The organism is Fibrella aquatilis, assembly GCF_017353255.1.
Lineage (GTDB): Bacteria > Bacteroidota > Bacteroidia > Cytophagales > Spirosomataceae > Fibrella > Fibrella aquatilis.
The window spans coordinates 33,578-47,876 of sequence record NZ_JAFMYU010000023.1 but is presented as its reverse complement, the minus strand read 5'-3'; the positions used below and the strand labels follow the sequence as shown (position 1 = coordinate 47,876).

The window sequence follows — 14,299 nt, the reverse complement described above, 5'->3', positions numbered from 1 at the left end:
TTGAATCAGGATGAAGGCCTTAATGGCAATACTGTTTCAAGGCATCAGCCGCTTCGGGATATTTTAGTTTTTGGGCGGTATTAAAGTCGTTGCAAGCTGCGGTCACGTTGTTGATGGCGCGGTTTGATAATCCCCTGAAGTAAAATGCTTTGGCTTCGAGTGAATCAAACTGAATCACTTTGTCGAAATCACCAATGGCATCCTTAAAACTTGTTAACTCAATGTTCAGCAGGCCTCTGTTGAAATAGGCAGATGTATTACTCGAATCGAATTGGATGGCTAGTGTGTACTCGATTATTGCCTTTCGTTTATTGCCCAGTCTGTCATACGAATTTCCCCGCATAAGATACGCATCCGAGTAGGTTGGGTGTTTTAGAATGAGTGTATCGTAGGCCGCAATGGCGCCTCTATAGTCTTTCCGATTATATTTATAACTTGCTTCAACATACTGAATCTCTGCCTCGTAGATAGTGCTAAGGGCCAGACCGTACAGGTATGCGCCGATAGACAATGTAACTATAGTAGTGACCGGAGACAACACCGACACGACAATCTTCCAGGCTTTGTGCAGCCGCCTATTCTTCCAAAGACCATATAGCCCAAACGGAAAAACAAATAAGCTGAGCATAATCATCAGCCAGGTCCGGTCATACCACTTATGCGTAATGGTAGTTGGTATAGTAAGTTCGCTCATCGGTTTCTGCCTCTTTTTATAGCCTCAAAAAATTACCCATACTAGCCTTACTCTCGCTTTTTTGCTGTTGATTTTTGTTTGTGTTTTCCAGGCGTGCTTTGAGTTGAAACCTTTCTAATTCGGTTTTTATAGGATGCCGAAGTTGTAGGCCTTTTTAATTTCTTTTCCTTGTTGATTACTAGCTCTTCTTCTGGCTCTGGTAGGTCAAGTGTATCTACAGCTTCAATAGCTGAATCTTCTTCAAAATTTTTCGGCACAGTGTAGTACTTCATGGCTTGGGGCATCTCTCTTTGTAAATCCCGAACCCGACGTTCGTCAGATGGGTGCGTAGACAAAAATTCGGGGTCTTTTGAGCCACCACTATCAGCCATACGCTGCCAGAAGACAACAGCTTGCTGGGGGTCGTAGCCCGCCAATGCCATGAAAATCAGGCCGAGGTGGTCGGCCTCCGACTCATGCGTCCGACTGTGAGGCAGTGCCAGCCCTAACTGATAACCCAGTCCAACAGCCTGTAACAACAACAGGTTAGCCTGTCGCTTCTGTGGGGGCGATAAATCATTGATGAGCGCCTGACCGCTTTCTAAAAGCCCATTGGCAAGCAGCGATTCGCTTAGACGTTCGGCCCCGTGAGCGGCAATGGCATGGGAAATTTCGTGGCCCATCACCGTTGCCACGCCCGATTCGGTCTGCGTATAAGGCAAGATTCCCGTGTAGAACACCACCTTACCGCCTGGCAAACAGGTGGCATTCACCACTTTGTCGTTTTGAATCAGGTTGAACTCCCATCGAAACCCGTTGATTCGATCACCATAGCCGTTGCTCTTGAGATACGTTTCCATTGCCATCCGCAGCCGATTGCCCACTCGCTGAATCATTTGGTAATCGGAACCGCTGCGAATCACCTGACTTTTGTTTAGTACGTCTCTATACTGGCCCGCACTCAGAGAGAGCAACTGACCATTATCAACCATAATAAATTGCTTCCGGCCCGTCAGCGGCACTCGCTGACAGGCAATGGCCAGCCCAATGGTGAGCATTAGAAACAGAGATCTTTTCATAGTCGTCAGTATAAAAAGTGACTGAACCGGACAGGTCAGGGCATCGGGGTATGGCCCGAAGCTACCCTCGCTCCGGCGAGGCTTAGGATAGTGGGCTGTTTGGTCTTATCTAGTTCTAAGACAGGATGTTGCGTCAGAAAAAAAAACCTTTCAAAAGATAATATCTGACAGCTTGTCCCTACAAAAAGAGCTTTGTCGGCGAAATAAGCCTCCTCAAAATAAGCTTCACCCAACGTAGCCTTGCTAAAGTCGACTGCGCGGCGAAAGCGGGTATTGTCAAACCGGCCCCGGCCTTGTAGCTGCGCGTAGTTGAAATTGAGCAGCCCGTCGGTGGTGCAAAGCGAGAAATCCAGATTCGACCGAAAATCGGTGAGATTGAACTGGGCATCACCCCGAAACGTAGCCCCCTGCATGTACCCAACGCCCGCCCAGACTGATTTCCAGAACGAGGCCATCTGCCCGAAAGTGGCTTGCTGAAAGCGGGCTTCAGCGGCAAACAGCGCGTTGTCGAAGTAAGCCTCAGCCCCAAACTGCGCCCCCTCAAACGACACCGAACGGTTGAAGTGCGACTGTGAGAAACTCGTGATGCCCACTACGTTTACCGACTGAAACCGGGTGTCGTTGTTGAAGCGGCAATTGACAAACGTAAGGTTGCGGCCAAAGTGGCACAGGATGGTCGTGTCGCCCTGCTGCCGGAATGCCACAACCCGCCCGTTGAAGGTGCAATTGCTAAAAAATAGCGGCACCTCGATCCACACCCGCGCAACAGATTTAGTCTCCGGGTAAGCTGTCAGTGCTGTGAAATCAAGATCGTCGTCGAAGGTGACGTTCTCAACTCGAACCGCCTGCTTATTTGCCACTTGTGTCAATACCCGTTGGGCCGGGTTAGTCGGCGCGGTTAGGCTGGCTGTCGAGCAGGCCATGGACACCATTACCAGCAGCAGTAGTGCAAACTGGTTAGTGGGGCGACGAAGGGCGGGCATTGGTCAGGTTTGTTTGTTGAGCGGATTGAGCCAGCTTGCGGCTAAGCCCCCCGTTTTTCTGCTCCTGTCGTAGAAAATCGGCGATCTCTTCGGGTGAGTAGGCGTTCAGATTAGTGGGCGTAACGGCCGTAGTAAACTGCCTGCGTTGGGTTTTACCTACCATTGGTGATACCAAATTTTTAAACGAAAACGCCACATTTTCAGCATCCTTCCGGGCACCGTACCCATTTTTGAAACGGATCGGATCGCTGGTGGTGTAGAAATAGTTGTCTTCCGGGTCAGTGTCGTTGAGCGCGTTTTCGGGGTCAACCAGCAGTACGAGGTAGTACGAGCCATTCAGGGCGGCGGGTACGTTGTAATTGACCTGAACCCCATTGTTGTGGTTGAACAGCACCTTCGACAGGTTGCTGTAGGCCGGTATGGTGATGTTGTAGCTACAATTGTTGCCCACGCACTGGTATTTGTTGACCCCCAGCCCCTGCGTTGTGTGGGTGTTGTAGAACAGCAAGCCGTAGTCGTTGGCGTTGTAGGCGTTGTAGTACATATAGTACAGCTTCCAGGGTGCTCTGGGTGTAGCATCGCCGCTGCCCACGTTGTAGATATTCATGCTTAACCCCCGGCTTGTGGGGTTGCCCGTTTGGGTGTAGGTCGAGAAGTCGTCATAGACCCAGGCAACAAGGTCGATGCCCGTTGGTTTGTTGGGCTGCGGGGTAGGCTGCGGGTCTGGCTTGGTTGTGTTTTCGGTCATCACCATCAGTACCTTCTTGCCTGTACCATCGTTTTGGGCAAACGTGTTGAGCAGGAAGTTATAGTCGATCCAGATAATGCCCTTGCTGCCCCAGTTGGTATTCCATGAGTTCACCACTTTGAAGGCCCCGTTGGCTCCCTTACGGTCGTCGTAACCCACAATAGTCAGCGCGTGATAGGCGTGCTGACCAACCCGCGTATAGGTTGTATTGCTCGATAGTACATTGTCGCTGTTCCAGGTCATGAAGTTGTCAGACAATTTCGCGCCGAGCACAACGGGGACTTTGTTGGCTAATTGCTGTTTAATGGTAGCGATGCTGGGGTCGATGGTGCGGTAGCTTTTGATTTTGTGTTTGGCGGCCTCCGTAGCCCAACTGGCCGAGGCCGTAGCCGCGCTGCAATCGCCAAGGTTAGTGTAAGGGACGGTAGCGAGGGTGGCGGCCCCTCGCTGTTGTAGTAGGCTCATCGCATCATCGAAAAGTGTGCCGCCACACTTTTTTCCTTTTTTGCTATCTGGCAACGACGTAAACAAGTCGCGGGGGCTAATCTGGTATGAACGATTAGCGAGTTGCGTACTGGTGTAGTTGTAAGCCAGCCCCTCGATCATGGTTTTAGCGTAATACGCCGTGGCCCATGCCACGCAGGTGCCATACTGGCCCTGATCGCCAATTGGCGGCAGGTACTGGCTCAGATCAACAGAGGCGGGCAGGTTGCCCGATGCCGAAAACCCAAAGTTGGTCGTTACCGGTACGCTGCTTAGGTTTTCGTTGCCCAGCCAGCCCGTGCTAACGGTATTGTCACCCTCGGCAGGCTCGACCAGTTCTCGTTTGAACGTACAGGTCGCCAGCAACATGGTTAACCCAAGCGTAATGAGTCGGGAAGCGTTCATCACAGTAGAAATGGTGTGGATAGACAGTAGATAATGGTGTGGATAGTTAGTACGCTGTAATGAGGTGTCTACAGTTTGTCAATGAGCTTGTCGACGAGTTTGGGCGTTTTGTTGCGGAAGACCCGTTCAACGTATGTTTTCCCGCCATAGTCAACTTCTCTGGTTGCTACCGCCACCGCCCGACGTACCTCGATCCAGGAGCCTTCCGTATTGCCCGCCGTGAGCCGCGTGTTGTCGTAGTTAACCATGCCCGGCACCCAAACCAACTGTAATGATTGACCGGGTTGCAAAAACCGATACCCCGGATAGGGTTTGTACTTTCCCTGTGGGCTGAGCGTCAGTAGCTTATACTCATCGACGCGGACATTGGGCATCCAGACGGCATCCAGAATCTCGCCGTCTTTGTAGACAAACTTATACCCCGGTTCGGGCTTCCAGGTGCCTTCCGTTTTGTCAGAAACGCCTTTATAGCGCGGGTGCGTCAGGCCCGCTACCCAGACTGCGGTCAGGTCGCGGGCTTTATTGACAAACGTATAGCCCGGCTGCGGCACCCACTCGCCCAGTTGTTCTGCCGACTCGGCCCGGAAGTTGGGGTGGGGTATACCGGCCTTCCAGCGGAGGTCGGCCAGATCCCAGAAAAACCGCGAGTCGGCGTTGTTCAGATCGGCCCAGACGTAGCCGGGTTGGCCGGGTTTCGCCATAAACGGCCCAGACAGGCGGGTTTTCGATGAGGTGGCAACCTGAACGTGCCATAACAGCAGCAGCAGAACAACGGCCCCAGCCACTTTCTGTGAAAAAGTGTATGTCGATAAGTTCATCGGGATGGTTTGGTTTGTAAGTTATTAATAAGGACTAGCTGGGTAGTTACCAGGAAAAACCCAGCCCAAGCCGAAGGCCGGCATACTTCATAGGCGTGACAGAACGTTCGTCCTGCAAGGTTTTCGAGGCGGTTGCGTGCCGATAAAATAGGCTTGCATCCAGATTGACGGCACGGCTCAGCCTGAACAAGCCACCGACCGCCCCGCCATAGCACGTTTGTGTACCCCTGAATCCATCGCTACCTTCGTCGTTACTCAACCGCACGTCGAGCAGGCTCATGCCCCCCTGTGGCATGATGTAAAACCGTTTGTCCAGCATAAACCGAACGTGCGCCATACCAAGCAGTTGAGTTGCTTTGCTGTGATAGGTGTAGAATGGTTCCTCACCCTTGTTCGCCACCGCGCTGATCTGCGTGTTCCAGGCCACATAGCCTAGTTCAGCACCGATGCTGATGTCTTTTGCCAGCAAATAATCGAACTGAGCCGTACTACCAACCCCGATGGCATGACCCAGACCATCCTTGACAGAGGTCCACTCGGTCGTGCCAAACATGTAAACAGGCATGGCGTTGAGCTGAAGCGTAAACCTCTGTGCTGTAGAAGCCTGTTTTGACAATGAGGGTGTGGGTGGGCGAGACGGAGGTGGTGCTTCAGCCGACTTTTTCGTGGGCGATTGGTCTATTTTGGGCAGGCTTGACGGTGGTTTCTTTACAACAGGCTCCGCCACAGGGACTGTCGTTACCTGGCCATACAGTAGTTTGCTAACACGATTTTTGCTGATAAACAGGGGCTTGGTACTATTCAGCGGTTGATATTGAATAGCCGTTTTGCCGACACGAAGCACCCGACAGGCGATTCGGCTACCATCGGTTTTCACAATCACGTCGAGCTTACTGCTCTGCCCAAAGCAGAGGCCAGCACCGAGCCAAATCGTGAGCCACAGAAGATAAGTTTTCATGGTGAGGTTGTCAGTGTGAACGTACCTGAATCCGACAGGGAAACTCGTGCTGTTCTGTGCCTGAGTGAAACAAATTTCCGGCAAGGCCAATGGGCCTGAAATAGTAGCCGCTATGGTTTTTGTAGCAGTAGCCGCCGGTCCGAACCGGGTGTTTTGCTAGTGCGCTTCTGGCAAAAGCAGCGAGGTGAATCGTAGCTTAAACGGTTGTCTGGTATGCGTGTAGCGGCGATACTTGCGTTTTCGTTTCTTACCAGCCGGTGCCCCCCATGACCCCAAACCGATTGACCCACCTGCTGCTGCTTTTCTGGGCCTTGTTTGGGTGTCTACAGGCCACTTATGCCCAGGTAACGCTCATTGAATCGGTAGACCATTATCCGATTGGGCAACAGGTGGCCGTGCTGGAAGATGCTGCCCAGCGGCTCCAGACGCTGCAAGATATCCTGCCCGACTCTATGCAGCGGCGGTTTGTGGTCAGTCAGCAGCGAATCATCAACCGGGGATTTACCACGGCAGCCTACTGGGTGCGTTTCGACCTCAACAACCGCAGCGCCAGCAAACAGCCCTGGCTGCTCGACGTGGCCTTTGGCAATTATGCCACCGTTGACCTGTACGTGTGCTCGAAACGAACGGGGCAAGTCATGCACAAACGCGGGGGCGACTGGCTGGGGCGTCCGGGGCGCGAAATAGACGCGCCAACGTATGTGTTTCACCTGCCGGTTTCGCCGGGCGAATCCTACACGGTTTATCTGCGGCTGGTTTCTACGCATGGGCAGGTCATCATTCCGCTCAACATCTGGCAACAGGATGCGTTTATGCGGTCTACACAGCTGTCGGGGTTGTTTTGGGGGCTATATTATGGGTTTATGGTGGCGGTGTTTTTGTATCACCTCACGTTGCTGCTGTTTACGCCCCGGCGGCATTACCTGCTGCTGACGACCTACATTGGCGCTTACCTGCTTTATGAACTGAACCGGGGGTATTTTTTGGGGGTACGTTACCTGTGGCCGGGCAACATCTGGCTTATCAACTACGCCCTCAGCACCACCTTTGCCGTGGCCACGGCCAGCTTTTTGCTACTCTACAATGCGGTGCTCAACCTCAGGCTGGTGGCCCCCCGTCAGCAGCAATTGCTCTACGGGCTGCTTGGCCTGACCGCCTTCAGCTGGCTGGTGAGCGTGGTTCGTCCCCCCGGTGTGTCGCCAAACCTGGTCATCACGGCCATGGGTACCCTCTGCGGCACGTTTGTGATTTTTCTGGGTGGTTATAGCTGGTACCAGGGCAACCAGCCCGCCCGGTATTATTTTCTGGCGGCGCTAGCCCTGTTTCTGGGCGTTCTCATCCATTCATTCAACCGGGCCGGTGCGCTGGTTAGTCCGTCGTTTTTTGTGCAATACGCCCTCAATATTGGTTCGGTATTCGAGTTTGTGTTTCTCACCTTCGGTATGGCCGACACCATTCGGGAGGAGCGCAGGCAGCAAAAACGGTTTGAACAGGAGCAGGCCGCCGCTATTGAGGCTGCCGAGTGGCGCGGTCTGGCCACTGAGCGCGAACGGGTGGCCTCTGAAATGCACGATGGCATCGGTAGTTCGCTGCTCACGCTTCGCCAGTTGATCCGGGGTGCGCAGGCAAGCCCGGATCATGCTAACAGCCTGAGCCAGATTGAACAGTTGGTGCAGAATGCCTACGACGAAGTGCGGAAGGTGGTTAATAACCTGATGCCCACCGAATTTGCCAAAAAAGGCCTTCAGGCCACGCTCCAGGAGTTGATCGACACGCTAAACCTGGCCCACCAAACGGAGTTTTATTTGCTGCTGCCCCCCCACGAGCTACCGCTGAAAGTGGGCGATCAGTACCAGTTGCTACTGATTATTGTGGAGTTGGTGAATAACATTATCAAGCATGCCCACGCCACGGAGGCCAGCATCCGGTTTATCACTACCACCGAATGCCTCCTGGTGTTGGTGCGCGACAACGGACGGGGGCTAACCCAGGTACCTACGCAGTCGGCGGGGCGGGGTTGGGCCAATATTCGGCAACGGCTGCGCGACCTCAACGCTGCGGTAGAGGTGGAACCCCAGGCCGAGCAGGGTACGCGCATCACGGTCCGGGTGCCGGTTAGTTCAGCAGGCCGTATTTGAAAGCAAAATGAGCCACCCCCACGCTCGACGTAACGCCAAGCTTTGTCATGAGGTTGGTCCGGTGCGAATGCACGGTTGATTCGGATAACGACAGTTGCCTAGCAATTTGACCGACGGTAAACTCCCTGGCAATCAGCAGCATAATCTCTTTCTCGCGGGCCGTAATGGCCCTGAGCGGATCGGGCTGTTCATCGTGGTGCAGGGCCGACGGAGACAGTTGGGCCAGAATAGAGACCAGCTCGGGGCTGAAATACTGCCCGTTGGGACGCAGCACCGCCCGAATGGCCCGGCCTATTTCGTCGGCGTCGTATTTTTTGAGCACGTAGCCGTTGGCTCCCGCCAGCACGGCTTCGCGCACGTCGGTGCTTTTTTCAATCATGGTGTAAAAAACCACGCGCAGGCCGGGCTGTTTTTCTCTGGCCCGCAGCATCAGGGTGGTGCCGTTCAGGCTGTCGCCCTCGAAGCGCATATCACTCACCAGCACGTCGGTGGGGGTAGTGTTGAGCAGGGCAAGCGCCTCGGCGGGAGCATGGGCCTTGCCTACTACGTCGAGGTCAGTGGTGTTGGTTAGAAAGTGAGCTAATCCGTTAACAATCAACGGGTGGTCGTCGAGGAGGAGAACAGTAGCAGGCATGTGTGGCTCATCGGAAAGGTCGGTCTGCAAACTTACCTAAAGGAAAGATTAAAGACCGACCCGCCCCTTATTTTTTCAGCCCGACCAAGACGAAACATAGTCAGCCATTGGCCACCGGTCGGCGACCCGACTGGCGACGTCGTGGCAGTAACGCCGCGCCAACCTGCCGGGTAATGTACCAGAGTGCATTGCCCACGGCCCCCAGCCACGACGCGTAGATGAGCCAGCCATGATGGGGCTGGCCAAACACGTTTAGCTCACCGTCGAACAACACCCGGCTGAGCACCTGCTGCTGAAACCGGAGCAGGTCGGCATCTGTCGTGCCGCCAAGGAGGTGACGTCTCCCCGTTTTCAGCGCGTCTACAATGCTCATTCGGTAGTAATAGTCGCGTTCGCCCGGTAGCCAGCCCTGACTCCGGTCGCGGCTCAGGAGGGTGATCTCGACCAGCCGATTTTCGGCCAAGCCATGCTGGCTGAGTGCCTTGGTTCGCTGTTCCGGGCTGATGAGCGACAGGCACCGAAACGGGGCGCGGGTGTTGATGGCATAGGCCGCCACCCACTGGTCGGGGGTGGCGGGGCGGTAGAAAATCCAGATACTGGCACCCGTCAGGTAATCCACTGCGGCAGTGGCACCACTATTTGTTTGGTTGAAAGCGATATAGCGGCTTATTTCCGCCGGACGAAGCAATCGTTTCGCAAGCATAACCCAGTCGATTTGGTTCGACTGGTTATGTTTGCCGTCAAAAAAACACCCCCCTGCGCCGGCCTATGGCGTGTATTCCCACAGTTCGCCGCCAGTGGTACCTACATAAGCCCGGTTGTTGAGTACAAAGCTGTAGCTGGCGTTACCCTTGCTTGGGAAATCGGCCAATTGTTTCCAGCCCAAACTGGGGCTGTAGCGCAGCACATTCGTGGTCGGGAACCCGTTTCCCAAGAGGCAGTAGGCATAATCACGAACGGCAAACGCTCCGGGCAATGACGAAGCCGTACCCACTTCCGGCGGCGAGTCGATTTCTACCCAGGGCGTAGGCAACGCCGGGTCGAAGCGTAGGCTACGCTGGCTGGTCTTTTGCAGCCATACGTAAAGTTGATTTTTCAAAGCAACGGCCACCACATCTACCGACGCGCCGAAGTTCACCCAGGGTGCGTATCGCCAGGCAGCGGGCTGGCTCCACTGGTCGGCCTGTGGATCATATTTCCAAACCACCAGCGGAGATATAGTTTGGGTGTTGAGGGTCGTTAGCACGTATCCATCTTGGCCCAGCGTCGCCCCCATGCTTCGTGTAAAACCCTTTTGGGGTAGTGGGGCTATCGGTTTCCAGTCGTTGGTGGCGGGCAGATAAGCCCAGAACAGGCCAGGTTGCCCTACCTTGCCGGGGCTCGTTTCGTAGGTGGTCCCCACCAAAGCCCTATCGGCCAGTTCAATGGCCTGTGGCCATGTCCCGCTCGAGAAAACTGCTTGTGGGTACGTTCGGCGGACCTCCCAGCTATCGGTGGCGGGCAGGTACTCCCATAGCCCTTCGGGGGCCATCACAAATGCCCTGCTCTGCACCACAAACGGAATGGCAAACTGAAACCTCTTATTTCTCAGTTTTCGCCATTGATCGCAGGGCTTATCATAGACCCGTCGAACCGCACTGACATCGCCCGTGTCGAGCGCGGCCACTGAAGTCAGTTGCTGCCCATTCATGGCCGACGAAGGGCGGCTTGATGTAGCCAGCCCCAGCGCGGCCCCAATCTGAAACAGCAGCACCCGTTGCAGGCTGGCCGCATCCCAGGGGTGCGTATCGAGCAGGTAGATGGTGCAGGTTTTGTTTGGTGCCCGCTCCAGCACCGACAGTGGGCCGGTCGGTTGCCGGATGAGGCCGTAGATGGTGCTACCCGGCTTTGCCCGGAGTGTATCGGCGAAAATAATGCTGATCTCGGCTTCGGCCTCGGCAGGCACCGGCACAAACACCAGAAACCCATTGGCATTGCCCCAGCGGTCGAAGGGTACTTCAAGTTCTTTCTGCAAGGTACTGAGCTTGACCCGTTTCGATTGGTTCCGAAACGCATAGCGGACGGTACAACCCTCGAACTGCCGGGCGGCATTGGCCCGCTCGTAGTCGCTGATTTGATAGATAGGCGTGGCTGTCGGTGGCTCGTCGGAAAGGCAGGATCCAACAGTGAGCAGGGCAAAGTAGGCCCATATGACGGTTGTTTTCATCGTTACCAAAACCGGAAAGAGGCTTCAAGGCTGATTGTGTGCAGGATAGACTGGCTTGTTTGGCTGGTAGTGAGGGGGGCAAACCGAAGGGGCTGTAGCTGATAAAGTAGCCAGAGCCGATAGTGACCGGCCTGGCTGCGCCAGTTCGAGACCCCATAGCCCGCCCCGGCTACTAACCCCAAACTTGCTTGCTGCGTGGGCGTTTGGGCGGGTATCAGGCCGTAGTTGTCATATTTGAACGCCAGAGGAACTGTCAGCGATGGTCCGGCAGTGAGCATCCAAAGTTGCGTAGCGTATCGGTTGGGAGCCTCGCGGGTGAGCGCGTTAAGCACATAGCGAGGCCGAACGTGCAGATACCACGACAGGAAGCGTTCGGTGGTGAGCAATCGGTCGCCAAAGCGGGCCTGTGTCGTGAACGCCTGTGGCCCTAAGAGCAGGTCGGCCTCGAACCGGTGTGGCTTGTACCACGCGCCTACCCCCACGCGCCCGCCGCCTACCAGGCTCATAAATGGCGATGTCGCCACCGGCTCATTATCGACCGACAAGCTTGGCTGGATATATCGAATACCTCCCACGATCTCAACCGATAGCCGCGCCCGGCGCGTGAGCGAGTCGCGCATAACCCGTTCGGAGTTGGTTAGTTTCTGAAGTAATTCCCGTTTGGCCGTCATCAGATGAAAGGCGTAGAACGATTCGGTATCCCGTCGGATCGGATTGGGATCGTCATCATCCAGGCCGGGCGGGTGATCCATGGCGCGTTGGTTAGTAGCCAGATAGCGTCTTAGGTAGGTTGGGTTGGTGAGCTTATCGAACTGGCGTTTCATGTACAGCTCACGCATGGCAAAACTGGGGTGCAGCGGGTCTTTGTTGTCGTTTATGTCGTAGATGTGGAGTAGCTTCGGCAACACCCTGAAGATGGCCTCTATGTTGGCACGGGTGGCTCCTTGTTTAATTACCATCCAAAGCCCCAACGCATCGGCTTCCAGTTCGTGGAGGTGACGTTGGGGAATCGTGATGGTACCAGCGGATGCCTTCAGCGCCTCCTGCTGCCCTTCTTCCCAAGCCATGTAGTAGGCGCGGGTGGTATGGCCGAGCAGATGGTGAGCCACCTCGTGGGCCAGCACAAACTGATCGCCCCGCCGGGTTTTGTCGCGCAAATTTGTGAAGAACCCTTTGTTGTAGAAAATAAAACTACGCCCGCTGGTATCGCACAGTTTAGCCACTGCCGACACGTTAGCGCAGGAAAACGGGCGGGCGATGATATTGGGTTGTCGGGCAAAAGGCTTAACCAAAGTTTGAATCATCTCGCGGGCGTCGCGTTCCTCAAAGGCAATGGTTTCGGGCGCAATACCGTAGCCTTTAGGCATTGGTTTCACCAGATCGCATTCGCAGGGTTCCTGGGCCTGTGCGGGGTCAACTGTGGCCCATGCCACCATTGCCAGTAGCCAGGGCCAGTTAAGGAGTCTCGTTTTCATCAGGAAGTAGGGGTGTTTGTTCGCGTTGTCCTCGCCGCACGGTATAGGTACGTTTGTCCGTTCGCAGCCGGTATAGCCCTCTCTCCGGGAGTTTGTCCAGTTGCCAACTACTAGTCAGCAGTTGGCCCAGCGTACTGCCATATACAAACAGCGTATCGCCCGGCCACCGGTATTGGTCGGCGGTACGTAGCCTGCCCAACAGCCCCGGTGCGTAGGGGGTTTGTGCTATCCAGAGGGGGCTTTTTCCAATGCCGTACCCTTCGGGGTCGTTCAGGGTAAGTCGCCCGGTTTTGGTGGTGGGCGGCCAACTGAGCCAGACCACCAGCGCAACCGCCGCTGCTGCCAGGCTCGGCACCAGCACCTGAATAAGAAACCGGGGTCGTTTCGTCGTGTTGTACCGCTGCTTCTGTTGGGCCAGTTCCGTACCTAGTTCGGTCATTTCCCGGTTAAATGTAGCCGCATCCTGCGCCTGCTCCAGGTATTGCTGCACCAGCCAGTGGGCCAGCACCTGCCGGTTAAATTCGGCATCGTCTTGCCGGCGCTGGTCAACGCGCTGCTGCTGGTCGTCGGTGAGGTTGCCCGCCAGATACTGGTCAATGAGCCAGGTCTGTTCGGGGGTGTTGTTGGGTTGCATGGTGGGGTGGGGCTAGCGGTTAGCGCGGCGGCGGGCAATTTCCAGCCGGTGTTGCAGGGCCTGTTCCACGTTGGTGGGGATAGCCAGTGCGTCGGTACCCAGCAAATCGGGCACCACCAGCCGCACCACCCGGTCAATGCAGCTCAGGTGGCGATCGCTGATCTTTTTGGGGCTGATCTGTAGTTCGTCGGCCAGTTCTTTGAGCGAAGAGGCCTGGCCCGTAGGCGACATGGCAATGTCGAAGCGCGCCTGAAACTCAGCTGCCGACAGGACCTCTTCGGGCAGGTTGGCCAGGGGCTGAAGTCGTTCGGGATTGAGGCCATAATGCGCCCGGATGATTGTCTGGCAAGTCTCGGAAAGCGCCCCCAATGCAGTGGTAATCCGGTTGTGGATTTCCTGGTAAAAATAAACCGTCTCAGCCGGTATAATCGTCACTTGGTCCGTAATAGGCTGATTGTTAGTGCGTCTACTTAAAAACGGATTGCCGCCTGTTGCCTCATTGAGGCGGGCAGCTTCGCTGATTCGGACCTTGACAATGCCAATCAGGTAGGTGGTAAGTGAGGAGGTCAGCTTAAAGTTGGGGTCTAGCAGCTTGTCATAGAACGTGTCGACGGCTTGCTGGTAGATCGACTCTTGCTGGCTGGTCAGTTGCCTGCCGGGTAGCCACCGGCCCACGTGGCGGCGCACATAGCGGACTGCACATTGACTGAGCCGTGCGGTGAGGTCCTGACCCGCCACCCGATGTTGCAGATTGTACACGAAAGCCTGGTCCTGCACCATCTGCCTGACCAAACCCGGCTTCCACTCCACGGCATTTCGAACCGCCGCGATGGTGGCCTCCAGCGCCCGGTTGGCCAGATCGGCGGCTACTTTGTCGGGAATGGCACACTCGACGCGGGCCAGTGAGGTGGCCCATTCAGTCAGTCTGCGCGTGACGCTTCGCTCAGCCGCTGCCCCCGACTGAATACGATGAATGATAGCCGGCTCGGGCTGTAGCTCAGGCGGAATTGCAGTAGGACGCATGGTAATGTAGCCGTGTGGATAGCTTCAACGAGGGAAGATACC

Annotated in this window: 13 protein-coding genes; 1 reads left to right on the top strand and 12 read right to left on the bottom strand. The window is 55.4% G+C overall.

Annotated elements, in window-relative coordinates:
- Positions 1-19: 19 nt before the first annotated feature.
- From J2I48_RS22740 to J2I48_RS22715, 6 genes are all read right to left on the bottom strand, one after another.
- A complete protein-coding gene (locus J2I48_RS22740) occupies positions 20-694 on the bottom strand; it encodes a tetratricopeptide repeat protein (RefSeq protein WP_207337808.1) in 675 nt (224 codons plus the stop codon).
- A gap of 47 nt (positions 695-741) precedes the next feature.
- Positions 742-1,731: a M48 family metallopeptidase gene (locus J2I48_RS22735; RefSeq protein WP_310587303.1), complete on the bottom strand. Its 990-nt coding sequence runs from the start codon at positions 1,729-1,731 to the stop codon at positions 742-744.
- 56 nt (positions 1,732-1,787) lie between these two features.
- Positions 1,788-2,735 (bottom strand): pentapeptide repeat-containing protein, encoded by a 948-nt coding sequence (locus tag J2I48_RS22730; RefSeq protein ID WP_207337806.1) that lies wholly within the window; start codon positions 2,733-2,735, stop codon positions 1,788-1,790.
- Positions 2,710-4,371: a C1 family peptidase gene (locus J2I48_RS22725; RefSeq protein WP_207337805.1), complete on the bottom strand. Its 1,662-nt coding sequence runs from the start codon at positions 4,369-4,371 to the stop codon at positions 2,710-2,712. Before J2I48_RS22725 ends, J2I48_RS22730 begins: the two co-directional genes overlap by 26 nt.
- 68 nt (positions 4,372-4,439) lie before the next feature.
- Positions 4,440-5,189, bottom strand: a complete 750-nt coding sequence (locus J2I48_RS22720) for a hypothetical protein (protein WP_207337804.1) — start codon at positions 5,187-5,189, stop codon at positions 4,440-4,442.
- Between the two features lie 46 nt (positions 5,190-5,235).
- Entirely contained in the window at positions 5,236-6,147 is a 912-nt protein-coding gene (locus tag J2I48_RS22715; RefSeq protein WP_207337803.1) for a hypothetical protein, read from the bottom strand.
- A 266-nt stretch (positions 6,148-6,413) separates the two neighbouring features.
- Between J2I48_RS22715 and J2I48_RS22710 the strand changes: the two genes are divergently transcribed.
- On the top strand, positions 6,414-8,285 hold the full coding sequence (locus tag J2I48_RS22710; RefSeq protein WP_207337802.1) for a sensor histidine kinase: 1,872 nt from the start codon (positions 6,414-6,416) through the stop codon (positions 8,283-8,285).
- Here the strand turns inward: J2I48_RS22710 and J2I48_RS22705 are convergent.
- The 6 genes from J2I48_RS22705 to J2I48_RS22680 form a co-directional block, all read right to left on the bottom strand.
- Positions 8,263-8,919 (bottom strand): response regulator, encoded by a 657-nt coding sequence (locus J2I48_RS22705; RefSeq protein ID WP_207337801.1) that lies wholly within the window; start codon positions 8,917-8,919, stop codon positions 8,263-8,265. The genes J2I48_RS22710 and J2I48_RS22705 overlap by 23 nt on opposite strands.
- Before the next feature lie 100 nt (positions 8,920-9,019).
- Positions 9,020-9,622, bottom strand: coding sequence for a hypothetical protein (locus J2I48_RS22700; protein ID WP_207337800.1), 603 nt, complete (start codon positions 9,620-9,622; stop codon positions 9,020-9,022).
- 63 nt (positions 9,623-9,685) lie between these two features.
- Complete coding sequence (locus tag J2I48_RS22695) at positions 9,686-11,125, bottom strand: matrixin family metalloprotease (protein ID WP_207337799.1); 1,440 nt, start codon at positions 11,123-11,125, stop codon at positions 9,686-9,688.
- Between the two features lie 2 nt (positions 11,126-11,127).
- A complete protein-coding gene (locus tag J2I48_RS22690; protein WP_207337798.1) occupies positions 11,128-12,600 on the bottom strand; it encodes a M48 family metalloprotease in 1,473 nt (490 codons plus the stop codon).
- On the bottom strand, positions 12,581-13,234 hold the full coding sequence (locus tag J2I48_RS22685; protein WP_207337797.1) for a hypothetical protein: 654 nt from the start codon (positions 13,232-13,234) through the stop codon (positions 12,581-12,583). Before J2I48_RS22685 ends, J2I48_RS22690 begins: the two co-directional genes overlap by 20 nt.
- 12 nt (positions 13,235-13,246) lie before the next feature.
- Positions 13,247-14,257, bottom strand: coding sequence for a hypothetical protein (locus tag J2I48_RS22680; RefSeq protein ID WP_207337796.1), 1,011 nt, complete (start codon positions 14,255-14,257; stop codon positions 13,247-13,249).
- Positions 14,258-14,299: the final 42 nt, after the last annotated feature.